General features: G+C 36.5%; 22 protein-coding genes. 2 read left to right on the top strand and 20 right to left on the bottom strand.

Translation table 11 applies throughout. The features are described from left to right. Positions 1-9: 9 nt before the first annotated feature. From hslU to JZO71_RS06890, 9 genes are all read right to left on the bottom strand, one after another. Complete coding sequence (gene hslU, locus JZO71_RS06930; RefSeq protein ID WP_206898802.1) at positions 10-1,407, bottom strand: ATP-dependent protease ATPase subunit HslU; 1,398 nt, start codon at positions 1,405-1,407, stop codon at positions 10-12. Positions 1,408-1,419: 12 nt separating this feature from the next. Then, positions 1,420-1,968 (bottom strand): HslVU peptidase proteolytic subunit, encoded by a 549-nt coding sequence (gene hslV / locus JZO71_RS06925; protein WP_067485006.1) that lies wholly within the window; start codon positions 1,966-1,968, stop codon positions 1,420-1,422. Positions 1,969-1,999: 31 nt separating this feature from the next. Next, entirely contained in the window at positions 2,000-2,899 is a 900-nt protein-coding gene (gene xerC / locus JZO71_RS06920; protein ID WP_206898801.1) for a tyrosine recombinase XerC, read from the bottom strand. Between the two features lie 233 nt (positions 2,900-3,132). Continuing rightward, a complete protein-coding gene (trmFO, locus tag JZO71_RS06915) occupies positions 3,133-4,455 on the bottom strand; it encodes an FADH(2)-oxidizing methylenetetrahydrofolate--tRNA-(uracil(54)-C(5))-methyltransferase TrmFO (RefSeq protein ID WP_206898800.1) in 1,323 nt (440 codons plus the stop codon). Positions 4,456-4,473: 18 nt separating this feature from the next. Next, a complete protein-coding gene (gene topA, locus JZO71_RS06910) occupies positions 4,474-6,552 on the bottom strand; it encodes a type I DNA topoisomerase (protein ID WP_206898799.1) in 2,079 nt (692 codons plus the stop codon). Positions 6,553-6,681: 129 nt separating this feature from the next. Next, the gene (gene dprA, locus JZO71_RS06905) at positions 6,682-7,539 is read right to left on the bottom strand and encodes a DNA-processing protein DprA (protein WP_206898798.1); all 858 of its coding nucleotides are present in this window, start codon (positions 7,537-7,539) and stop codon (positions 6,682-6,684) included. A 58-nt stretch (positions 7,540-7,597) separates the two neighbouring features. Further along, positions 7,598-8,362, bottom strand: a complete 765-nt coding sequence (gene rnhB, locus JZO71_RS06900) for a ribonuclease HII (protein ID WP_206898797.1) — start codon at positions 8,360-8,362, stop codon at positions 7,598-7,600. Further along, positions 8,355-9,215 (bottom strand): ribosome biogenesis GTPase YlqF, encoded by an 861-nt coding sequence (gene ylqF, locus JZO71_RS06895; RefSeq protein WP_206898796.1) that lies wholly within the window; start codon positions 9,213-9,215, stop codon positions 8,355-8,357. The genes rnhB and ylqF overlap by 8 nt, the downstream gene beginning before the upstream one ends. A 553-nt stretch (positions 9,216-9,768) precedes the next feature. After that, the gene (locus JZO71_RS06890; RefSeq protein ID WP_206898795.1) at positions 9,769-12,645 is read right to left on the bottom strand and encodes a BspA family leucine-rich repeat surface protein; all 2,877 of its coding nucleotides are present in this window, start codon (positions 12,643-12,645) and stop codon (positions 9,769-9,771) included. A gap of 402 nt (positions 12,646-13,047) precedes the next feature. Between JZO71_RS06890 and JZO71_RS06885 the strand changes: the two genes are divergently transcribed. Continuing rightward, on the top strand, positions 13,048-13,446 hold the full coding sequence (locus JZO71_RS06885; RefSeq protein ID WP_206898794.1) for a VOC family protein: 399 nt from the start codon (positions 13,048-13,050) through the stop codon (positions 13,444-13,446). 189 nt (positions 13,447-13,635) lie between these two features. On the opposite strand, the gene JZO71_RS06880 is transcribed toward JZO71_RS06885, so the two are convergent. The 7 genes from JZO71_RS06880 to JZO71_RS06850 all read right to left on the bottom strand — a co-directional run bounded on the left by JZO71_RS06880 (position 13,636) and on the right by JZO71_RS06850 (position 18,799). After that, a complete protein-coding gene (locus tag JZO71_RS06880; protein ID WP_206898793.1) occupies positions 13,636-14,547 on the bottom strand; it encodes an RICIN domain-containing protein in 912 nt (303 codons plus the stop codon). A gap of 244 nt (positions 14,548-14,791) precedes the next feature. Next, positions 14,792-15,346 carry a signal peptidase I gene (gene lepB, locus JZO71_RS06875; protein WP_430733282.1) on the bottom strand — a complete coding sequence of 185 codons (555 nt, stop codon included), beginning with the start codon at positions 15,344-15,346 and terminating at the stop codon, positions 14,792-14,794. A 98-nt stretch (positions 15,347-15,444) separates the two neighbouring features. Then, complete coding sequence (locus JZO71_RS06870; RefSeq protein WP_206898792.1) at positions 15,445-15,672, bottom strand: YozE family protein; 228 nt, start codon at positions 15,670-15,672, stop codon at positions 15,445-15,447. Further along, positions 15,669-16,187 (bottom strand): peptide-methionine (S)-S-oxide reductase MsrA, encoded by a 519-nt coding sequence (msrA, locus tag JZO71_RS06865; RefSeq protein ID WP_206898791.1) that lies wholly within the window; start codon positions 16,185-16,187, stop codon positions 15,669-15,671. The genes JZO71_RS06870 and msrA overlap by 4 nt, the downstream gene beginning before the upstream one ends. 35 nt (positions 16,188-16,222) lie before the next feature. Then, positions 16,223-16,870, bottom strand: coding sequence for a YpmS family protein (locus JZO71_RS06860; protein ID WP_430733284.1), 648 nt, complete (start codon positions 16,868-16,870; stop codon positions 16,223-16,225). 29 nt (positions 16,871-16,899) lie between these two features. Beyond that, on the bottom strand, positions 16,900-17,793 hold the full coding sequence (locus JZO71_RS06855; protein WP_206898789.1) for an SGNH/GDSL hydrolase family protein: 894 nt from the start codon (positions 17,791-17,793) through the stop codon (positions 16,900-16,902). A 163-nt stretch (positions 17,794-17,956) separates the two neighbouring features. Then, the gene (locus JZO71_RS06850) at positions 17,957-18,799 is read right to left on the bottom strand and encodes a DegV family protein (RefSeq protein WP_206898788.1); all 843 of its coding nucleotides are present in this window, start codon (positions 18,797-18,799) and stop codon (positions 17,957-17,959) included. A 129-nt stretch (positions 18,800-18,928) separates the two neighbouring features. Between JZO71_RS06850 and trhA the strand changes: the two genes are divergently transcribed. Next, complete coding sequence (gene trhA / locus JZO71_RS06845) at positions 18,929-19,582, top strand: PAQR family membrane homeostasis protein TrhA (protein WP_206898787.1); 654 nt, start codon at positions 18,929-18,931, stop codon at positions 19,580-19,582. A gap of 95 nt (positions 19,583-19,677) precedes the next feature. Here the strand turns inward: trhA and JZO71_RS06840 are convergent, their stop codons facing one another. The 4 genes from JZO71_RS06840 to JZO71_RS06825 all read right to left on the bottom strand — a co-directional run bounded on the left by JZO71_RS06840 (position 19,678) and on the right by JZO71_RS06825 (position 25,290). Then, a complete protein-coding gene (locus JZO71_RS06840) occupies positions 19,678-20,172 on the bottom strand; it encodes a dihydrofolate reductase (RefSeq protein WP_206898786.1) in 495 nt (164 codons plus the stop codon). Positions 20,173-20,186: 14 nt separating this feature from the next. Next, positions 20,187-21,134: a thymidylate synthase gene (locus JZO71_RS06835; RefSeq protein ID WP_206898785.1), complete on the bottom strand. Its 948-nt coding sequence runs from the start codon at positions 21,132-21,134 to the stop codon at positions 20,187-20,189. An 11-nt stretch (positions 21,135-21,145) separates the two neighbouring features. Next, on the bottom strand, positions 21,146-23,032 hold the full coding sequence (locus tag JZO71_RS06830) for an ABC-F family ATP-binding cassette domain-containing protein (protein WP_206898784.1): 1,887 nt from the start codon (positions 23,030-23,032) through the stop codon (positions 21,146-21,148). 155 nt (positions 23,033-23,187) lie between these two features. Next, positions 23,188-25,290: a cation:proton antiporter gene (locus JZO71_RS06825; protein WP_206898783.1), complete on the bottom strand. Its 2,103-nt coding sequence runs from the start codon at positions 25,288-25,290 to the stop codon at positions 23,188-23,190. Positions 25,291-25,294: the final 4 nt, after the last annotated feature.

The raw sequence follows: 25,294 nt of genomic DNA, 5'->3' as shown, positions 1-25,294 counted from the left end.
CTCCGATTCTTAAAGTATATAGCGGCTCAAATCTTCATTCTGTGCAATTGAAACTAATTTATCATCGACATATGCTTCTGTGATTGTAATCTCACCCATCTGCATATCTGGTGCCTCAAATAATAAATCTTCTAATAATTTTTCTAAGATTGTGTGCAAACGACGTGCACCGATATTGTCTGTATCACGGTTCACATTAAAAGCAATTTGTGCAATACGCTCGATTGCTTCTTTAGTGAATGTAACGGAAACATTTTCTGTTTCAATCAATGCAATGTATTGTTTTATCAATGCATTATTAGGTTCTGTCAAAATTTTCACAAAATCTTCCGCTGATAAATCATCTAATTCGACACGAATCGGGAAGCGCCCTTGTAATTCTGGAATCAAATCACTTGGTTTTGATAAATGGAAGGCACCTGAAGCAATAAATAAAATATGATCGGTTTGTAACGTACCATATTTCGTATTGACTTGTGAGCCTTCAACAATTGGTAAGATATCACGTTGTACGCCTTCTCGAGAAACTTCGCCAGACTGTTGTGATTTTGAAGTTACTTTGTCGATTTCATCGATAAAAATGATCCCACTTGATTCAGCCAATTTGATTGCTTCACTGTGAATATCTGCATCTTTCACAAGTTTAGCAGACTCTTCACGAATCAAAATTTCACGTGCTTCTTTCACTGTGACTGTTCTTTCAACTTTTTTAGCGGGGGTTAATGCCCCTAATGTTTCATTCAAATCAATACCCATTTGTTCTAAACCATTATTCATCATTGGCGCAGATTTTTTTTGTTCTTCGACTTCGATCGTCACTTCACGTGTATCAAGCAGACCTTTTTCCAGTTGATCTAAGACTGTGCGACGATTAACACGAATATCTTCAGTGATTTCTTCTTGTGGTTCAGCCTGTTGTGTAGAAGCATTGAACATATTCATCATCTGTTCAAATTGATTTGTCGATTGTTTTTGCTCCTTCTTGATACCTGGTACTAAAACTTTCACTAACCGCTTTTCAGCATTTTTCTTAGCTTTTGTATACACTCGGCTGTATTGTTCTTTTTCAACGATTTGAATCGCATTTTCAACCAAGTCACGAACCATTGATTCAACATCTCGGCCAACATAACCAACTTCTGTAAATTTAGTTGCTTCTACTTTGATGAAAGGTGCATGGACGATTTTTGCAAGTCGACGGGCAATTTCTGTTTTCCCAACACCTGTTGGTCCAATCATCAACATATTTTTAGGTGTAATATCTTGTTGCATTCTTTCATCCAACTGGAGTCTACGGTAGCGGTTTCGTAAAGCGACAGCCACAGATTTTTTAGCTGCTTCTTGTCCCACGATGTATTGATCCAATTCACTCACAATTTGTCTTGGTGTTTGTCTTAATTCATTCATTCTAATCACCTCTTATAATTCTTCTACAATGATATTATGATTTGTGAAGATACAAATATCCGCTGCGATGTTCAGTGCGTTCTCAGCAATTTCTTTTGCACTCATCTCATTTTGTGCATAATTTTTCATTGCTCTTGCAGCAGCTAATGCAAAGTTTCCGCCAGAACCAATGGCTAAAATACCATCATCAGGTGTAATCACTTCACCCGTTCCAGAAACCAACAACATTTCTTTATCATTCATAACAATCAACATTGCTTCCAATTTCTGCATGGATTGTTGTGTTCGCCATTCTTGCGCTAACTCAACAGCAGCACGTTGCAGATTACCGTTGTATTCATTCAATTTCCCTTCAAATTTCTCTTCTAAAGTAAAGGCATCCGCTACGCTTCCAGCAAAGCCGACAACCACTTCATCATTATAAATTCTGCGAACTTTGCGAGCTGTTCCTTTCATAACAACAGATTCGCCCATTGTTACTTGACCGTCTCCAGCCATTGCAAATTTTCCGTCTTTTTCAACTGCACAAATCGTGGTTGAATGAAATTGTGATTCTACCATTTGTAGACCCCCTAATAAAATAATGTCTTTGCTATGCTCTTGGATGAAAAGAGCGATAATTTTTTTGTAGACTTTCTTTCGTCACATGAGCATAAATTTGAGTTGTAGATAGATTTGCATGTCCCAATAACTCTTGAACTGTCCTCATATCTGCACCATTGTTCAACAAATGCGTTGCAAACGTATGGCGCAACATATGGGGGTGAATATCACTGTCTAAACTACTTTTTTTAATTATTTGATTTAAAATATATTCAATTCCAGTTGGTGTAATCGGATCACCATGGTGATTAACAAAAACAAAACCATGTTCTTTATGGTATTTGTTCATCAAGAACGAGCGACTTTTTTCAAAATATTCTTGTAAAGCTTCTTGAGCAAATGATCCCAGCGGCGCATATCTTTCTTTGTTTCCTTTTCCATGGATCAACATTACTTCTGCTTGAAAGTCGATATCTTTCACTTGCAACCCACTACATTCACTTAATCGAATACCAGAGCCATATAAAACTTCCAGCACTGCTCGATTTCTAAAATCTAAAGGTTTATCACCTGCCACACTTTCAAACAAAGCTTGCATTTCATTTTCGTAAAAAAAGCGTGGTAATCGAATATTTTTTTTCTTTAAATGGACATAAGAAAAAGGATTCTCCTCAATCAGTTCCTCTTTTAAAAGATATTGATAAAATGAACGCAAACTGGCAATTTTTCTGCTAATTGTGTTTCTGCTGTATTCTTTGTCCGATAAAAATCCTAAATACACTCTTACATCTAAGTGATTGATACTAAATAAGTCTTCCTCACCAGATTCTTTTAGGAACTCCTTGAAGTCGTTAATGTCTTCTTCATATGCTTGACGCGTCTTATCCGAGTATCCTCGCTCGACAATCAAATAGCGTAGAAACTTTTCTTCCAAGCTTAGTTCTGCCATTTTCTCACCTTCCTTACAATCCCAGAAATAAATTTAGCATAGCCATTATAAAAAAACAAATAAATTGTCAGAATTTAATCAATATTTCTAAGTTTGTTCACAATTCGCACAATTTTTCGTTTTGTTTTCATTTTTCTCGCTAATTTTTCAGTGAATCTTTCATTTTGCGCGACAAAAAAACTTAGAGAAAGATGAATCAATCATCATTCTCTAAGTCGAATCAAATTTTCTGGTTATTGTGCAGATACAGGTGAAGATAAGTCAGCAATCACTTTTTCATTGGCTGCTAATGCTCGGTTTGCTAATGCTTCATAGCGCGACTTTTTATCGCGGATTCGTTCAGGTAATTCCGGAAACAAGCCGTAGTTTGCATTCATTGGTTGGAAATGTTTTCCTTCGGCATGCGTGATATAGTATGCCATACTTCCAATCGCTGTTTCTTGTGGAAAGACTACTGGCTCTTCTTCTTTTGCCAATCGTGCAGCATTGATTCCAGCTAACAGACCACTAGCTGCGCTTTCTACATAACCTTCCACACCAGTCATTTGACCTGCAAAAAATAAATCTTCACGCTTAGCTGATTGGTAAGTTGGTTTCAATAGTTCTGGTGAATTCATGAAACTATTACGATGCATGACACCATAGCGTACAAAATCAGCATTTTCCAAGCCAGGAATCATACGGAATACTCGTTTTTGCTCGCCCCATTTCAAATGAGTCTGGAAACCAACAATATTATAAAGAGAAGCAGCCGCATTATCTTGACGCAATTGGATTACTGCATAAGGACGTTTGCCTGTTTTTGGGTCTTCCAATCCGACTGGCTTCATCGGACCAAACAACATCGTTTTAAATCCACGTTGTGCCATTACTTCAATTGGCATGCAACCTTCAAAATACTTTTCTTTTTCAAATGCTTTTAATTCTGCGACTTCTGCATGAATCAATGCATCATGGAACGCCGTAAACTCTTCTTCTGTCATTGGACAGTTCAAGTAGGCTGCCTCGCCTTTATCATAACGTGATTTCAAATAAACTTTGTCCATGTCAATCGTTGATTTATCAATAATGGGTGCAGCAGCATCATAGAAATAAAAACCATCTGAACCATTAAATTCTTTGATCGCTTCTGCTAATGGATGAGAGGTCAACGGACCTGTCGCGATAACTGTAATGCCTTCTGGTATTTCAGTCATTTCTTCATTGACAACAGTGACTAATGGATGCTCCTTCACTTTTCGAGTAATCGTTTCTGAAAACGAATCTCGGTCAACCGCCAATGCACCACCAGCAGGAACAGCTGTTTCGTCAGCCGAAGTAATCACTACGGAATTTAAACGACGCATTTCTTCTTTCAATAAACCGACAGCATTTGCTAAACTATTTCCTCTTAAAGAATTAGAACAAACTAATTCCGCAAAATTTTCAGTATGGTGTGCTTCCGTTGATTTAACTGGACGCATTTCATATAAACGAACAGGAACTCCAGCTTGTGCAATTTGCCAAGCTGCTTCACTTCCGGCAAGGCCGGCACCAATGACATTTACAGTTTTCAAGTAAAAACCTCTTTTCGATTATTTTTGAACATCTTCTTCATAGTCGCCATTTACACAGACAACTTGTTTGCCGCCTTTAACTTTCTTCTCAACCAAATATTGATTACATTTTGGACAATTTCTGCCCACTGGTTTATCCCAAGAAGTAAATTCGCAATCTGGGAAACGAGAACAACCATAAAAAATTCTATTTTTCTTGGATTTACGTTCAATCACTTGGCCTTCGTGACATACAGGACAAGTAACACCGATTTCTTTAACGATTGGTTTTGTGTTACGACATTCTGGAAAATTGCTACATGCGTAAAATTTACCATATTTTCCTAATTTAATCACCATTGGATGTCCACAGACATCACAATCAAATCCAGCTGGTTCATCTTTGATTTGGATTTTTTCCATTTTTTCTTCTGCATTACTCAATTCTTTTTCGAACGGTTTATAGAACCGGTCAACTACTTGGACCCAAGCTTCTTTCCCTTCTTCCACTTTATCCAAGTCATTTTCCATTTCTGCTGTGAAATGAATATCAACGATCTGAGGGAAGAATTCAACAATCAATGAGTTGACAATTTCCCCTAACTCTGTTGGTTCAAAACGTTTTTGTGTCAATTTGACATAGTATCGACGTTGGATCGTATCCAATGTTGGTGCATAAGTAGATGGACGACCTACACCATTTTCTTCCAATGCTCGGATAAGTGTTGCTTCACTAAATCTTGCTGGTGGTTGCGTAAAATGTTGTTTTGGTTCGATGTCCACAGACTGAACGATATCTCCCTCTGTTAATTCAGGCAAGATATTTTCCTTGTCCTCTTTCCCATCATCGCGCCCTTCAATATACACCTGCATAAATCCTTTGAATTTCACCTTTGAACCGTTAGCAATAAAGATGACACCATTTTGGTCTAAAGTAACTTTCATTGTATCTAAAATTGCCGGCGTCATTTGACTGGCAACAAAACGTGACCAGATCAATGTATATAATTTTAATTGATCTTTATCCAAATACTGTTTGATTTCGTCGGGTGTGCGTAAAACACTAGTTGGTCTTACTGCTTCATGGGCATCTTGTGCGCCTTGAGCATTTTTTACCTTTTTATTTCCATGAGCAGAAAATTCATTGCCATACGTTTCTTGGATAAATGAGGCTGCCTCTGCCTTTGCTGTGTCGGCAATTCGCGTTGAATCGGTACGCATATAGGTGATTAACCCCACTGTCCCTTGTTTTCCTAATGCAATTCCTTCATAAAGTTGTTGCGCGACCATCATTGTTTTTCTTGTACGGAAATTCAACTTACGTGCAGCTTCTTGTTGCAAACTACTCGTAGTAAATGGGTTTGCTGGGTTTCTTTTTCGTTCTTTCTTTTCAACTTTTTTTACTTCGAAGTCTTGACCATCAATTCTAGCAGTGACTTCTTTCACAGCTTCTGCATTCGGCAATTTTTTCTTCTTCCCATCGATTCCCCAGAAGTTCGCTTTGAATTTCTTACGTGCTTTTTTAAAATTTCCATCGATACTCCAGTATTCTTCTGGAATAAATTCGCGAATTTCTTGCTCACGATCAATGATAATTTTTAAAGCAATAGATTGAACACGTCCTGCACTCAATCCTTTTTTCACTTTACGCCAAAGAATTGGGCTGATTGAATAACCAACTAATCGGTCTAATGCGCGGCGTGCTTGTTGTGCATCCACTAAATCAACATCAATTGAACGAGGTTCTTTAAACGCAGCTTTCACAGCATCCTTAGTGATTTCATTGAAAACAACACGATTTTTGTCTTCAAGATCTAATCCTAATAAATAAGCTAAATGCCAAGCAATAGCTTCTCCTTCTCTATCCGGGTCACTTGCGAGATAAACTTTTTGTGCTTTTTTAGCCGCAGATTTTAAACTTTTGATAACGTCGCCTTTTCCTCGGATAGAAATATAATGGGGTTCATAATTATTTTCGACATCAATTCCCATTTTACTTTTCGGTAAATCACGAATATGGCCTACACTTGCCATTACTTTATAATTTCGGCCCAGATATTTTTCAATTGTTTTGGCCTTTGCTGGTGATTCTACAATCACTAAATATTTATATGCCATTCTTGAATGGACTCCTTTCATTGTCGAGTTCCTACTATATATACTTATATTAGAGGTTTCCTACAAATCGTAGCTAATCATATCCATTCAGAAATCGTTTGTCAAGGAAAGCAAATGGGAAATGTGATGTTATTCTTTCAATTCTGCTAAAATATCTTGTCCTGAAATCGTACAAATTGCGCCATCTTGAATGAGGTGATGACAGCCTTCAGAGTGTTCTGTTAATACGTTCCCTGGGACGGCAAAAATAGCTTTACCTAAGTCTAATGCTTGCTGTGCTGTTATTAGTGAACCACTTTTTTTCCTTGCTTCAACCACACAAGTTCCCAGTGACAATGCAGCAATAATTCGATTCCTCATCGGAAAGCGATGTCTCCTTGGTCCCGCTTCTGGCGGATACTCACTTAACAGCAAATGCTCCTCAGCAATTTTCATTTGTAATTGTTCATTTTCTCTCGGATAAAATTTTCCCAAGCCTGTTCCAACAACCGCAATCGTTCGTCCGCCTTCCCTAATTGCTGCACAATGACTATATGTATCAATTCCTTTGGCACAGCCACTCACAATCACGTAACCATCAGCAATCACCGGACGTAAGAGCTGAAGTACAGTTTTTTTTGCCAGAACTGACGAACGTCTTCCTCCAACAACACTCAGCATCTTGCACGTCAATAAGGATACATCTCCTCGATAAAATAATAGAATGGGAGGATATGTCAAATCCAGTAATTGTGGTGGATAGCATGAATCCAAGCAAGTAATATATTGTTGGTCTTGTTTAATCGTTTCCCAGTTGCTTTCGATTTCCAACCAGCTTTGTCGAAACAGTTCACGATGACTCGTAATGGAAGCAATCTTACAAATCTCTTCTATTGTTAACCGCACTTCTGGGTTTGCCAATAAGTACTGAAGCACTTGCCATTTTCCTTGGCTACTGATCCCCTTTGCATAAGTCAAACGCAATAAATATTCTTTTATTTTTTCCATAAAAAAACCACCTTTTGCTTTCTTTTTGATAAGATACGCAAAAGATGAGTTTAAATTTTTATAAATATTTTTTCACTGGAGCAAATGTTCGACGATGAATTGGCGTAATTCCTTGTTTTTCCATACCAATCAAATGTTCTTTTGTCCCATAACCAGCATTATGCCCAAATCCATACCCTGGATACAAATGGTCGTATTCTTCCATCAAACGATCGCGGTAAACTTTAGCAATGATACTGGCGGCGGCAATAGAAACAGAACGCGCATCACCTTTGATTAACTTCTCTTGTTGAATGGGTAAATCTAATTTCATCGCATCAATCAATAAGTAAGTTGGCTTAACTGCTAATTTTTCAACTGCTTGAATCATTGCCAGTTTACTTGCCTCATAAATGTTGACTTGATCAATTATTTTTTCATCAACAATTCCAATTCCAATAGCCAAAGCTTTCTCTTGAATTTCCTGATAAAGTAATTCACGTTTTTTCTCAGATAACTGCTTAGAATCATTCAAGCCAAGGATTTCTTCATCTTTGGGTAATACAACAGCTGCCGCAACAACCGGACCAGCTAAAGGCCCCCGACCAACTTCGTCAATCCCTGCAATCCATTGATGACCATTGGCATACCCTTGTTTTTCAAAAATAAACATTTCTTGATACTTTTCTTTGACTTTTGCTTCCTTTTCTAGTCGCTTTGCTAAGGAATTAAGTGCTTGTTGCACGCCTTTTCGCGGATCTTGTTTCAAATATTCAAGTGAAGGATCAGTGAAGGAAGTGATTGTGGCTAGTTTTTCCTTAATGGCTTGAATCGACTCACTCATTCATTACTTGCCCCATTTCTTCACAACGATCTAACGTGTAGCGACCCAGTCTGCCATCTCTGATTTCAAACACAACTAGTTCACTTCCACGAGCGTAATCATCCCTGAACCCTCTTTTAGCCGTGATATCCATCAAAATTTCTGGTGCAAGTCCTTGTTCTTGTTCTTCTGTTAAGTGGTAACGTTCTTGAATTCTCCCTGGATAATAACGGGCAAAAAAATCCAACCCATAGATGGCCAAGTCATCTAAATGAAGTAATTGATCTTTGATTGCACCAGTCAATGCCAGTTTTTTACCAATCTCTTCATCTTCAAATTTAGGCCAAAGAATTCCTGGTGTATCTAATAATTCTAGTTCTGTCCCATGACGTAACCATTGTTGACCTTTAGTAACCCCAGGTTTATTTCCTGTTTGTGCAATTTTTTTTCCAACTAAGCGATTCATTAATGTCGATTTTCCAACATTCGGGATTCCTAAAACCATTGCTCGAATCGCGCGTGGTTTCAATCCTCTAGCCGCATCTCTCGCTCTTTTTCCTTTTAACACTTCTTTGGCGGTTGGAATCAAACCCTTAACACCTTTATTTTTTTGTGCATTGATTGCTAAAGCTGCGTGACCTTGCTTTTTGAAGTATTCTTGCCACAATTTTGTTTGTTGTGGATCTGCTAAATCAGCTTTGTTTAATAAAACAATCCGTGGTTTTTGTTGGATGATTTGATCAAGCATTGGATTTCTTGATGATAATGGCAAACGTGCATCAACTAATTCAAACACGATATCAACATATTTCATTTTTTCAGACACTTCACGACGTGCTTTAGCCATGTGTCCAGGGAACCATTGGATAGCCATCTTGTAAATGCAACTCCTTTCGTATTAAGGTTTATTGAACCTTAAACTGTTTCATTTCTAATAAAATATCTTTCATAGAACCATGTTTTTTCTTTTGTAAAAAAACTGTTCCATGTATTATCTTATCACTAGACATCTTTCGCATTTTACCATAAATCTCTGCTAGATTAAACAATAACCCATACACTTGCAAGTCTTTGCTTTTTTACAAGCAGTTTTTCTTTTTTCAAGCATAATTCACAATCCATTTTTGGCTTTCATTTTGACATTCAAATTTGTTTTTTGTCGCGCTTACCTTTCTCTACCTAATAAAATAAATAATTTTACTGAGGAACTGTTCAAATCTTATCAATTTTCATTACTCAGCAAAAATAATTTAATCAGTAAATTGCACTGACCCTAATTATTTTTGACAACAAAAAGCGAAGTAAATTTATCTACTCCGCAAAAAATAATTTGTTACATTTTACTTGTTTATACACCTTTTCAATCTTTCTTATTCTAACTAGATAGTCAGACTTTTTCTATTTGGTAAACATCTTTTAAGCTAAACTTATTTACTCTTTTTATTCCTTTTTTTATGTACAACTAAAGCAATAAACCCAAGCGTACTGGATAGCATGCCTATCAATTCCATCGAATAACTAAGGATTTCTCCCGTTTTCGGAAATACATTCTTCTTATTTTTATTGTTTGTTTTACTTTCTGGAGAGGAAGATTCATTCACTGGAATTGTTGGTTCTTCACTATCAGGTGTACTTACCTTTTCTTTCACGACATGAATTGTCACCGTTGATGAAACAACATTGCCAAATGTGTCTTCATAACTATAAGTGACTTCATAATCACCCAGAGTTGTTGGATCAACCTCACCTTTTACTTTTATGTCTTTAAAGTCAACTACTTCTCCATTTGCACCAACTGCGGAGTCAAAGTTGTCTTTTGCTTCCCATTTCTGGTTAGGACTTGCAATTAGTGTACTATCGTGACCGATCACTTCGGCTCTAGTCGCCTTCACATGAACCGTTACCTCAGCAGTGACCACCTTGTCGCTTAAGCTATCAGTATAAGACAAGATCACTTGATAATCTCCAACTGTATCCCAGATAACACGACTATCATCTACAACAATTTCTTCGGTGCTTATATCACTATGTTCTCCTAACGCGTTGATTACTTTGTCAATATAGCTATCTTTTAATGGCTTATTGTCAGTACTATACTCATTAACAAAAACCGTTTGATTAACTCCTGTAATTTCTGATTTATTCTCTACTAATTGATAATCTAAGCGATAGGGCCCGGTATAAATCACTGAACCACGGAATGCTTTCTGTTTTTCAGCAGTAGGATTTTCTAAAACCGATTGAACCTTATCGATAATTATTTGTACTTTAGTGAGGTCATCTACACTAAAAACTCGTGTTTTTCCACCAAAATCCATCCCAAAGTTTTTCGCAAAATCGGCTAGAGAACCTATCGTTTTTTCTTCTGAGGTTTCAGTTTTCATTAGAAAAATGGTCTTTTCTAAGTCAATCCCATACTTAGAATTTTCAGTTACGGTCATCACTTTTTCAAATATAGTCGGAACTTTCTTCACAGTATTGTCTGGATAAACAATCTGAGTTGAAAAGTCAATCGAATGATACTGCAGATAAATGTCTCCACCATGGATAACCATATCGTTGGTAAGCCTACCAGACATCGGCAATCCACTTTTAGTGTCATCAACTTGATTCATAAAATGATAACCTGTAATCGGTATGATATTCTGGGTGACCTCATATTCTTCACCAACTATATTTCCTTGATTAGAATACTTCAACTCTTGATCTGCGACACCCTTGATGGCATCTCCATTTTCATCAACATAATGAACGATGATAGGCTTAGCACTGTACAAAACATAGGTATCCGCCATCGTATCTCCCTCATAGTTAACCATCAAATCGGCTGATGAAAAGAGTTCGTTACCAGCAGGATCGTCCAGTGTTCCTAATCCAACTGCACGCCATCTTTGTTCATTAGCTGGTTCAGTCAAATTTGTTCCAGCAATGTTTGTTTTCTTACCTAAAGTCAGCTTCGTTAAGCTAGGTAAATTTTCTAGCATCGATTCCTTATTCAGTGTATTCGACATGTCTAAACTTGATAGATCCAGTTCCGTCAATTGAGTTAGGTCGGCAAACATTAACTTCATTCCTTCAGCTGAAGCGTTTTCCCAAGTGGCAAGATTTAATGACCTTAGTTTCGTCGGTTCTCCATAAGTATAAAACATTCTCTCCATATTCTTAACATTGGCAACATTCCAATTCGATAGATTTAGTGCCTCAAGTTCAGCCATTTGAGTAAACATACTGTACATACTAGTGACACGGCTCACATCCCACTTGGATAAATCCAATTCTTTGATACTGGATCGTCCAAACATGTCTGACATATTTACAACATTCCCTACATTCCAGTTCGAGACATCTAATTTTGAACCATTGTACGAAAAAAACATCCTTTCCATATTTGTCGCATTCGATACATCCCAATTTGATACGTCAAGTTCAGTTAGAGACCATGTGTTAGAAAACATTGAATTGAAATCCTTAATATTTTTTGTGTCCCATTTTGATACATCAAGTTTTCTCAACTCCGTACATCCAGAAAACATCGAATGAACTGTAGTTACATTTTCCAAATTCCAATTTGATACATCAATGGAAATTAATTTAAGATTTTTTTGAAACATCTGACTCATTTCCACGACTTTACTTGTGTCGATTAATTCAGCATTTTCAAAAGACATTACTTCTTCCATGTTTGCGAAGTAGCCAGCTGCATATCGTGGTAAAGTTATCGGTGATTCTACAACAATTTTTTTTATCGTTTTCTGATAGTTAATCCAAGAATCTGTTCCTCCAAGATTCTCTGTACCTAAGTGAAGTGTGTCTGCATGATCTATGTACCAATGTATCCCATCTTTTACCCCAAAATATTTGACATCGGAATCAGCAGCTACCATTTTGGTTTCTGATTCTTGACTTACTTCTTTCTGGCTAATGGCTTCCATTGCCTCATTCGTTGACGAATTGGTGGTTGAAGAATCGACCGTCGTCCTTGTTGCAGGGCTCGTATCCTCTGATTGACTAGTCACCTGTTCACTTGTCAAAGACTCCGTTGGCATTGTCAAAATTTCTTCGGTCTCTTTTGTTTCTTCACTGCCTAATACAGCGATAGTTTCAGCTGTGACAGCTGTTTGTGCTAAGTCTTCTGTAGATTTAAATGTGTTTTGTTTAAATTCGCTTACGGCAGCCAGAACTAAAATAGGACTGCTTTGAAGAATGCTTCCACAGATTGTTAGCGTTGCAATACTTATGACAAGCCAATTTTTTCCTTTTTTCAATGGTCTCCCCCGATTAACAAACCTTTTTTTCTTTGACATTTTTTACTTACTCCTTCTGGCAAAACGCCTATTGTTTAGAAAAAATAAAACTGCTTCAGTTAATAACTGCCAGCTACATTTTCCATTATGCTTTTTGTGCTATTTCTCTTTATCAAAACCACCAACTTTTTAATAGAGAATAGACAATAAAAGTATAAAATGACCCATCCAATAAAACAAATCAAAAAAAGCTCCTCACTAGGAAATAATCTTGCGCATTAGATAAATCAAATAATAGCTAGCGGTGTAACCATCTCATATCTAGTTACCTTAAAAATAAAACCAGCTATTGTTTTGAACATTCAATGTTAAACATTTCTTTTCTTCATTAAAAGTTAAGCAGATTTTTTGACAGCGCTTACTTAACAGAGGATGATAAAAGGTAGAAAGGGGTCGAAAAAAATGAGTACAATGGTTTTTGTTAATTTTCCAGTTAAAGATGTGAAAAAGTCAACAGAATTTTATACGAAGCTTGGCTTTAAACAAAATCAAGAATTCTCGACAGAACAAGCAAGCTCTATGGTATGGGATGATCACTTTTGGATTATGCTATTGGATCATGAATTTTATCAAACATTTATCAACGACCGAAAAATTGCAAATGCACAGACAACCAGTGGCGCACTGATTGCTTTCAGTCTGCCTAATGCAGAAGCAGTCAAAAAGTTTGCTGAAACAGCGAAAGAAAATGGTGGATCTTATTACCACGTTGACATGGGTATTCCAGAAGATCAGATGTTTGGTCTTGAAGTGCAGGACCTAGATGGAAATATGTTAGAACCATCTTGGATGGCAATGTAAAAGGAAACGAAAAAATTGGATAACTGTCTGGCTAACAGTCAAGAAGTTATCATCAAAATCACCCCACAATTTTGACTGATTTCTTCTTGGTTATAAAAAGTTTTTCAAGTAAACAAAAAAGGAAACACATGAATGTGTTTCCTTTTTTGCTAGTTTATCTTCATGTTTTACAGGAAATGTTATTAGGATTCATTTTCTACCTTCAATGTGCAAAATAAATTTTTGATTCTCTGTCTCTCTTTGATTAAATGTAATAATATTGCCGCCATCTAATTGATTTGCTTCAACATCCATTACTTTTCCGCTCTTCAAATTCTTCAAGTAATATGCACTCCCATTTTCATGAAACCCTTCCCAAATTAATTGCCACAGTGCACTATCACTGTCACTAACATTTGGTTTAACACCAACAGTTCCGTTGGCATTTTCTATTAAGCTATAAGCGAGAGATTTATAACTATGTATACTATAAGCATTTTTTGCTTCATTGTAATGTAAATACCATTTTTGATTACTGTTTCCATCATTATTAAAACTGATTGCCGTATTTCGTTCTTGATACCAATCAACTACTTTCCAAGGATCTATTTTGCTTTGAATCGAAACAAGTATGTCATTGTAATTGATTGGTATCTTTGTATCTAAAGAGATAATTAGCTCGTTGTATACAAATTGAGAATCCACAACTGTCTTTATATAGATAACTGTATTAGAACCATTTATATATTGGTTTCTATCAAAACGCATTGTGTAATAGCGTCTCCCATTTTTTATTTCACGAAGAATTCGTTTGCCATTTACTTGGTATTGGCCCCCTGGTCCACTAGTTAAAGTTTGTATCTCTTTTGGTTGACAGTATTTGTAAAATTCGTCAGACATATCAACATCGAATTCAATTACATCTTCTGTTACTCTCATTCCTTGTATTCCCCAACCCTCTTGCAATGAAGATACTTCAGCATTTCTGGTAACTACAAACTCCATTCCGTAATTTATTTCACTACTTTTTGCGTCAATCTCTTGTTCCGTTTCATTTGCATGAACCACTACTTGAGGAAATAATAGAAATAAAGTAAAAATCAACCCAACGATCTTTTTCATTTTCTTTCTCCTTTTTTTGTTTTATTTTTTTCAACAAATTATTCAATCGCTCTTTTCAACTTTCACCTCCTCCAAAAAAGATAAGATAAAACAACAAATAAAAAAAATCATCGCCCAAGAAAACGTTAACATATCCCGTTATAAACTGTCAAAAAATAACTTTATCTATATTTTAAAAAAACAAAAAAAGACAATTGATTTTACTCAATTGTCTTTTTTGACTGATATTATTTCAAGCCATCAATTATTTGATCCATTTTATTTCACTCAAAGGATAGTACACCATACGTGCCTTACCCAAGATATCTTCACGAGAAATTGTACCAAAAGAACGACTATCTTTTGAAATTCTTCGATTATCTCCCATGACAAAATAATTATCTTCAGCTAACTTTGCTTCACCAGTCAATCCTTGCAATGTAAAATCTGTCGTATAAGGAGCCGTCTCGTGATCTGATTGGATATTTTTATTCAAAAAAGGTTCTTTGATTTTTTTTCCGTTCACTTGTAGTGTGTCATTTTGATAGCTGATTGTTTCACCAGGCAGCCCAATTACTCGCTTGATGTAGATCGTTCCATCTGCTAATTGAAAAACGACGACATCAAATCGTTTGATCTCGGTAAACTTCTCCATTACTGTCATATTTCCTTGACTCAATGTATTTTCCATTGAATTTCCTTCAACCGGCACTGGAATAAAAAGAAAGCCACGTAAAATAAATGCCAGAAAAATCGAAATCAGTAAATATTTCACAGCTAACCAAAAACGATTCGTCCACTTCTGTTTTGTTGTCAACATTCATCCCTCATTTGTAGTTCTATTTTTATTATAGAAAAAATTCAAACAAATTGCGACCAAGAGATAAAATTAATCTTCTTTCAAAGATAAACAGAAACTCAAGAGGCATGGTTGTTTTCCAAATATTGTTCCCAGGCTGCATCGAACACATCCATGGAAGCCAGATAGTCTACATTCATTTCCAAATAATCAGAAAGTTCTTCATAATCTGAGCTATGTTTTGGAAATTGAATATCTTTTCCTGCTTCATTTGCAAATTCAGTCACTGGATCTAGATGGTTTGGTCCACGAAGGGTCATTAAATAATGGTAAAAACTTCGATTCACTGATGATTCCTCCAATTTTTCTCGACAAAAGCCGCTCTTCTTGCATGATTGCGTGCAAAGTTTTCTGGATTCTTTTTATAATAGTCTTGGTGATTAGCTTCAGCCAAATAAAACGGCTGTGCGGGTTCAATAGTCGTCACAATTTTTTCTGTAAAACGACCACTCTCAGCTAACTGTTGTTTGCTTTTTTCTGCAATCATTTGTTGCTCTTTTGTTGAATAAAAAATGACAGGTCGATAACTACTCCCTCGATCTTCAAACTGACCAAACGCATCAGTCGGATCTGTTTGTTCCCAATATAGTTCAACTAATTCTTGATAGGAAATCACCCGTGGATCATAAATAATTTCAACGGCCTCTGTATGACCAGTTGTTTGGCTCTTCACTTGCTCATATGTCGGATTAGCCAATTGTCCGCCAGTATATCCCGACATAATGGAGTGGATACCTGGTAGAGTATCGAATGGCTGAATCATACACCAAAAGCAGCCACCTGCAAAAATTGCACGTTCCATCAAATTCCCCCTTTTGATTCTTTCATTGATTTCACTTATTGATTGGAACTTTCTTTTGTTGTTTCTTCACTTGCGGGTAAGTATAGACTAAAACGAATATCATCGTCTACTAAATTTATTTTATCGGCTTTAATGTACATTCCGTTTTGCATTCGAAACTTATCAAGTCGAATCATAACTGTTAAATCTTTCGTATCAATCTCGACCCATTTAGGTAAATTATAATTACGTTTAACCATGTTCATCACATCTTTGATTGGCAAACTCAATGTACCAATGGATAAACTTTTTGCTTTCAACTGAACATTCCCATTTTCCATAACATAAGGCTCAAAATACAGATAGAAATTTACAGGAAAACCTAAGACTTCAAATTGACCATTTAGCATGGCTTCATTTTCTAAATAGAATTTATACTCAATGTCGCCTTCTTTTTGAAAATCACTCAAGAAAAAGCTAATCAGCTGATTGACTTTTTCTTTATTTGAATTGATTGTTAGAACTGGTTCACCTTCGATTGCTGTAATTTCTGGCATATTTTTGTACTCGGGTTGGCTTGAAAAAATTCGAGCACCTAAAAAAACGATTGTGCCAACCACAACGCCTAATAAAATCAAGAAAGCCATTCGCCAATAATTTGACACATGACGTTTTTTCTCATTCAAGGGTTCTTTTACTTTTATTTCTGGATTTTTTGGACTTTCTGGTTCTATCATTTGTCGCCCTCCTTTAGTAGCCATTGTTCTTTAGTCTCAACTAATTTTTCTTTTACTGCATTAGCCATCAATTGATAGCCTAAGTTGTTTGGATGAAAATGATCTTCTTCATACAACACATTATTTTTAATATCATTCAGACTTTCTGCTGTACTATCAGTTGTATCTGATTGTTCCTCAGCTACACCAACTTTTTGATCTAATCCCTGATAAAGTAAATCGTTGATTGGAATAAAATAGCAATTAGCTGTCTCTTTAACAATCGTTTCTGTTCCTTGATTCCAATTATCTACAATTGTCTGCATATCTGTAATTTCTGGAAAATTCAAATAAAAAGGATTGTAAATACCTAGAACATAAATCGGCGCACTTGAGTTTAAGTCTCGGATCTCTGCTAAAAGTTCAGTCACGTTTTCTTGATAGTTTTTTAAAGGTTTTTTAAAAGAGCGTGTTGTTAACCCAAAAAAATTATTTTGGATCACCTTCATCAAATCATTTCCACCCACAGTCAACGTGATAAAGTCAGCGGACTTAATGTTTGATTGGATTGTTTCTTTTTCCTTCACTCGCTTAAGTATCTGGTCACTTCGTTCGCCATTGACACCATAATTTTCTGTTTCAACAGTCTTCAACTGATAATCTTCTCGTAAATCATTGGCAACTAAAGGCACAAAACCACCTTGTTTGGTCTGGTCACCTACGCCCTCAGTCAAAGAATCGCCAATTGCTACATAATGAAGTTTATTTTTCATGTTCGACGTTTTTTTCGTCGCAACTGATGGCTTTACTAAGGGTTCTGCTTTCGGAATAGTCAATGATAATCCAGCGAAAACGATGACTGCAATGACGATTGGAATAAAAAATAATCCATATCTCTTAACTAATTTCATTTTTTCACCTCTGTCTTCAATTGTGTCTAATCTTATCAAAAGTTATTTGAAAAAGGTAGCTTTTCGAAAGAAATCATAAGAATTTATCTTTTTTTCAAAAAACACACAAAAAGAACTAGTGAAAGGAAACTATCACTAGTTCTTTTTGTGACGCTATTGATTTTTAATCGACATAATACATGATCGCAAAAGCACCCTTACCCGCATGTGTAGCAATTACTGGGTTTGTTTGTAAAACTGGGATGTGCATTTCAGGAAATAGTTCTTGTAGACCTTCTTTGAACTCTAATGCCAACTCTTTTGCATCAGCATGGGAAATAGCAATTTGATGAACATTCGGCAATTCTTTTAGTTCTTTTTTCAAGCTATCGAACCATTTATCAAAAGTTTTCTTTCCGCGGCCTTTGGCAACTGGAATTAAATCTCCATGGGTAAAATTCATGACCACACGAATGTTCAACATACTTGATAGCAGTCCTGTCGCACGACTGATTCGTCCGCCTTTGACTAAGTTATCTAAAGTAGCGATGCCAATATATAATTTGGTATTGTCTCGAATTTTTTCGATTTCAGCTAAAATTTCGGTTGAAGATTTACCTTCTTTTGCTAATTTTGCTGCTTGAATGACTTGGAAAGACAAGCCTTGGTCCGTTGTGTCGCTATCAATAACCGTTACTTTGCTTTTAGTTAAATTGCTCGCTTGACGTGCAGCTTCTACAGTTCCACTTAATCCTTTTGTCATGTGAATGGAAATAATTTCGCTGCCATCTTTGCCCAATTCATCATATAATGAAACAAATTCACCAATTGGTGGTTGGCTCGTTTTTGGTAAAGCCTTAGCAGTAGACATCATCTGCATGAATGTTTCTCCATCTAACTGATCATCATCAGGATACATAACGCCATCAATCATTACTGATAGTGGCATGACATGAATATTTAAAGTGTCTCGTACATCTTTTTCCATTGTACAAGAAGAATCTGTTACAATTTTTACATTTGTCATTGTTTTCTCACTCTTCCTTTAACAGCTGCCTTATTCATGTTAAACTTACATTCAAGGCAATTTCTTTTTTTAGTATAACAGACAAATAATGATTTTTCATTAAATACGTCAAACAAAGGAGCCGTTTTCATGGAAAAAACAAAATTTAGTCGCAGTTACTTGATTGTCAACGAGGTTTTTAATGCGATCACTCACGGAATTGGTGCTGGATTAAGTATCGCTGGCTTAGTCATTTTACTCGTTAAAGGCGCGCATCTTCATTCTCCACTTCATGTTGTCACTTATGCTATTTATGGATCTATGATGATTCTTTTATTTTTAACTTCAACATTGTTTCATTCATTGATTTTTACCAAAGCGAAAAGCGTTTTTCAGGTCTTTGATCATAGTTCCATCTTCCTATTGATTGCTGGAAGCTATACACCTTTTTGTCTCTTAAGTGTTAAAGGCTGGTTAGGATGGACACTTTTTGGTTTGATTTGGGTCTTTGCAATTGCAGGAATCGTTTATAAGTCACTAACCTTACACAAAAAAGAAACGGTCTCAAAAGTTTCAACCTTCATTTACATCGTGATGGGTTGGCTTTGCCTGATTGCTGCCGTTCCTCTTTACCATTCATTAGGTTTAATGGGGATTTCGTTAATGGTTTTAGGTGGACTTTCTTATACAGTCGGCGCCTTTTTTTATAGTTTGAAATCCGTTCGTTTCATGCACGTCGTGTGGCACCTTTTCGTTATGTTAGGTGCAGGATTCATGTATTTTTCTGTCTTATTCTTTACTTGATTCTAAAAAGAACGCATAAAAAAAGAACTTTACGCGAAGGACGCGCAAAGTTCTTTTTTTATGCGTGCAAGCAAAATGAAATTTGCTTGTCGTCATTATTTTTCATTTCGTTGGTACGTCTCAAATTGATGTGCATAAGGATTGGCTTCATCTACTTCACCTGTACTGACATTGATCAATGACCAGTCTTCCCAATTAACAGCTGGAAAGTATGTATCTCCCTCAAAAACGTGCTGAATCACGGTGCGGTACAATACATTACAGTAAGGTAAAAATTCTTGGTAAATGGCAGCACCACCTGCGATAAAGACAATGCCATCTGCTTTTTTTTCAAAAGCAAGGACTTCTTCTAGCTCATGCATGATGGTTACGCCGTCTGCTTGATAATTTTTATCACGTGTAAGGACAATTGTTTGGCGATTTGGCAATGGTCGACTGCCCATTCCTTCAAACGTTTTTCTTCCCATTACTAAAATATTTGATTCGGTTGTTTGTTTAAAAAATTTCAAGTCATTTGGTAATCGCCAAGGAAGTTGCTCATTTTTTCCAATCAATCCATTTTCATCTTGTGCCCAAATTGCAGCTAGCATCTTCTCATCCTTTCTTACACAGCAATCGGTGCTTTAATTGCTGGATGTGGTTGGTATCCTTCTAGTTGGATATCTTCCATTTCAAAATCGAATACAGATTGTTTTTCTGGATTCAAACTTAATTTTGGAAACGCACGTACTTCACGACTTAATTGCTCTTTCATTTGTTCTACATGATTGGAATACAAATGCGCATCACCTAGCGTATGAACAAATTCGCCGACTTCCAATCCTGTTTCATGCGCAATCAAATGAGTAAGCAGCGCGTAGCTAGCAATGTTGAATGGAACACCCAAGAACACATCACCACTTCGTTGATACAACTGACAACTTAAGCGACCTTCAAAAACATAAAACTGAAACATAGTATGGCAAGGAGGCAATGCCATACTTGGTACATCTTCAGGATTCCACGCTGAAACGATTAAACGTCGGGAATCTGGTGTCGTTTTGATAGCTTCGATCACTTCTTTGATTTGATCAATAAAACTGCCATCTTTTGTTTCCCAATGACGCCATTGATACCCATAAATATGTCCCAGGTCTCCATATTTAGCTGCGAATTCTGTATCATTGACGATTTGTTCGCAGAATCGTTTACTTTGTTCTTGATAAAGTTCATTAAATGCCTCATCAACTAAGCTTCGATGACCAAAGTCCGTCATATCTGGACCAGTGTAATCCTCACTTTTGATGTAGCGTTCAAACGCCCATTCATCCCAAATATGATTATTGTTTTCTAAAAGATAGCGGATATTCGTATCTCCTTTTAAAAACCAAAGTAATTCGCTTTTAATGAGACCAAATGGGACTCTTTTAGTTGTTAACAATGGAAAACCTTTTTGTAAATCGAAGCGCATTTGATAACCAAACGTACTAAGTGTACCTGTCCCTGTTCGATCACCTTTTTGATTTCCTTCTTCCAACAACTTTTTTCCTAAATCAAGATAAGCTTGTTCCATTCATTCTCCTCCTAATTATCGGCCCACTCACTAAGATACTCCCAGCGAGCCATTTTTTCTTCCAGTTGTTCTTCTGTCAAACTCACTTCTTTTTGTAATTCTTGAAGACGTGTAAAATCATCTCCTTGATGGTTCATTTCTTCTTGCAATTCATCGAGTTTATTTTCTAACTCTGCGATATCATCTTCAATGGTTACCCATTCTTTTTGTTCCATATAAGAGAGCTTTTTCTTTTTTGTTTCGTCTTTTGGTGTAGCTTTTGGCTTTGCTTTAGCAATGACTACTTTATCTTCTTCCTTTTGCTTTTCCAAATAGTCGGACATGTCTCCATAAAAGAGTTCTTGTTTGCCATTTCCTTGAAACACAAGTAATTTATCAACTACTTTGTCTAAGAAATAACGATCATGGGACACAGTGATTACCGCACCTGGAAATGTTCGAAAATAATCTTCCAAAATGGTTAACGTCGCAATATCTAAATCATTGGTTGGTTCATCTAACAATAAAACATTTGGCTGTTGAATCAAAAGTTTTAATAAATATAAACGTCGTTTTTCGCCACCAGAAAGTTTGCCGATTCGTGTGCCGTGCATATATCTTGGAAATAAGAATCGCTCCAATAATTCGGCTACACCAATTTGTGCGCCGTCAGCCGTCTTCACTTCTTCAGCAGCTTCTTGCAAATAAGAAATCATTCGTTGATCTGGCGCCATCTCTTCGTTTTCTTGTGTATAGTACGCTAATCGCACCGTTTCACCAATGGAATATGTGCCACTATCTAAGGTTATTCGTCCTGCCAAAATATTTAGCAAGGTGGACTTTCCAGCACCATTTTTTCCAGTAATTCCCAGTCGTTCTTTTGCTTGAATCAACAATTGCAAATCAGCTAATAAAATTTGGTTGTTAATGGAATAATAGCCATCTTTGATTTCTAAAACTTTTTTCCCAAGACGCTGTGTTGCGATGTTTAACTCTAGGTCCGCTTCTTGGTTTACTTGATACAAGTTTTCTTTTAAATCTTCAAAGCGATTGATTCGAGCCTGCTGTTTTGTACCTCGTGCTTGCACACCTGCGCGAATCCAAGAAAGTTCTTGTTTGTATAAACGCTTGCGCTTTTCTTCTTGTTCGACTTCGACACGATCTCGCTCCGCTTTTTCTAGAACATATGCTTCATAATTTCCTTTATATTCATGAAGCTCGCCAAACGCCAACTCAAAAATTCGATTCGTCACTCGATCTAAGAAATAACGATCATGGGTAACCATTAGTAATGCACCACGATACTGCTTCAAATAAGATTCAAGCCATTCAATTGCTGCATAATCCAAATGGTTTGTCGGTTCATCTAACAATAATAAATCTGGTTCATCAATCAAGACTTGAGCTAAGCTCACACGTTTCTTTTGTCCACCAGAAAGTGTACCAATCTTTTTATCTAATTCACTGATACCTAGCTTTTGCAAAATAATTTTTGCATTCGTATCTGTTGTCCAAGCATCTTCTTTATTCATTGCTTCTTCCGCTTGTGCATATTGTTTTTGTGCAGCCGGATCATCACCATTAGTGCTCAAGCGTAGCAAAGCTTCTTCATAGGAACGCACCGTTCGAATGAGCGGGCTTGTACCTTGGAAAACTGCTTGTAAAACAGTTAATTCATCTGAAAAATCTGTTGATTGTGATAAATAGCCTATTCGGTAATTCGTCGGATAAAAAACTGTTTGACGATCCCCATCACCACTATCTATGCCGGCTAAGATATTTAAGAGGCTGGTCTTGCCAGTACCATTCGTTCCAATTAATCCAATCCGATCTTTTTCATGAATCAAAAAAGAAATTTGATTAAATAAATCTTTTTCTCCGTAAGTTTTTTTGAGGTCAGTTACTTTTAATTCTTTCAACTTGTCCCCTCCTTATCTCGGTTATTGTATCATAAAATCTACAGGAATAATGAGACTTTTTCACTTAACTATTATCAAAAACAAAAAAGCAAACTTGAAACAAAAATCATCATGATCTTTCTTTCAAGCTTGCTTAAATTCATTCTTTGCATCAATTATTTATCGTGCGCTTGTTGCTTCATCTTTTGAGTTTGTAGCTCACGCTTTTTTCGACCATACGCAAATCGTAAAGGTGAAGCATCAGCCGGTTTATTCATTGTGTAGGATTCTAAAAGATTGATATTTTTACGATAATCATTTGCTGAAAAAGTGGTAATCGTTTCAGCAACTTCGTATTCATCGACAACCTTTCGTTCCAAATAATAGCCTCGAAGCATTTTTTTCGTAAACAAAGTTTCTTGTTGAATCATCATTGTAGAGAAAAAGTTTTTCGACATCATCCGCATTTCTTGCGCTTTCCTTTGTTCGATAAAGAATTGGATCATCACATCACCATACACATCTGTTAAGTTGTCCAAGCTTTCGATAATCAATTGCGTATTTTTATGGTAGACATCTCTTACATCACTAATATCTTTTTTCGTAACAATCGTTTGTTGCTCTCTTTTGCGACGTTCCCAGAACATTTTTGGATGCAAAATAATTCGAATGACTCGACGAACAAATAATAACCAAAAACCGATAAAAGAGAGAATTTCACCTGTAATTGAGCGTTCAAAACGTGATAAAAAGCGCGAATAGAAGCGATAACCATTGACTGTCAATTTTCCTGAACGATAGCTTTCATCTAATCCATCACGTTCAATCGACAAAATAAGTGCTTGGATTTCTTGTACTTCTTGTTTTTCATCTTCTGTTAAATCTTCAAAATACAATTCTCGGATTCGTTCTTGATAATTTTCAATCACAGCTTCTGTCGCTAGATACTCTTTTGAATTTTTCGGTAAGTCTTTTGCTTCTTGACGCAAACTTTCGACAACTTCTTCTAAAATCATCAATGCGTTTAAATCCGTTCCATTTGTTTCTTGCTCTTCAGTCAAGATTGGTAATGCAAGTATCCCAACAACTAAAGTAACCAAAATGACACCTGCTGTTAAGAATAGTAGCAATGATCGCTGGTGAAAGACCATGCCATTAATTGTCAGCGGTAAAATAAAAATCGTTGCTAAGCTGACTGTTCCCTTAACTCCACCAAAAGTTAAAATCAAAATTTCATTGAGTTCCTCTTTAAATCTGGTCAAGCCACCTTTAAATAAATAAAAAGCCGTAATTGAAACAAAACGAATGACAAACAACATCACTGAGATCAACAAAATGACAAGAATCAACATCCAATTGGGATAGGCTCCATTCTCCCAGACAGGAGAAAAGACTTGTGTCAATTCAATTCCTAAGAAAATAAACACGAGCGCATTCAACGTAAATGTCACAGTGGTCCAAGTGCTGTTAGATAAACTAGATAATTCTGCATCAAAAATCGTGATTTTTCGAAAACTCGATGCTTGTAATATCCCAGCAACGACCGCAGAAATAATACCTGAAACACCAAAGACTTCTGCCAACACATAAGCCAAAAAAGGTAGCAAAAGTTCGATTAATAGATATCCTGTCACATCTCTAGCTGAAGCTTTTTCAATCATATTGATGACTTTTCGTTTAACCCAAACCAACAAGAAACCAACAAGTGCCCCACCCAAACTTGAGATCACTAAACTCACTCCTGCATTTACTGCAGAAAAAGACCCAGTGATCAGGGCAGCTAACGCAAATTGGAAGGCTGTAACGCCCGACGCATCATTGAGCAATCCTTCGCCTTCTAAGATATGCATGGCTTTTTTGGGAATATTCACTCGTCCTGACAATGAACTGACTGCAACGGCATCTGTTGGTCCAAGTGCCGCGCCAAAGGCAAAACAGGCAGCAAAAGGTAAACTTGGTAGTAAAAATGACAATGTCATCCCTACACCAAGCAAAGTCAAAATAACTCCTCCAAAGGCTAGAAATAGAATCGTATCAAAATTTTTAAGAATCGATGTAACATCTGCTTTTTCACCTTCACGGAACAGCAAAGGAGCAATGATCATCACCAGAAACAATTCTGGTTCAAAGTTGATAGATTCTCCCCATTCCGTTAGACCTAAAATAACTCCAAGAAAAATTTGAATCAATGGTGCTGGGATTACCGGTAAGATGCGGCTGACTATGTTTGATGCAGTAATCGTTACAGCAAAGATGATTACTAACTCAGCAAATTCCATGGCC

Source organism: Candidatus Enterococcus courvalinii, assembly GCF_017315945.1.
GTDB lineage: Bacteria > Bacillota > Bacilli > Lactobacillales > Enterococcaceae > Enterococcus_B > Enterococcus_B courvalinii.
The sequence above is the reverse complement of the archived record's forward strand: the minus strand, read 5'-3'. Positions and strand labels throughout refer to the sequence as shown.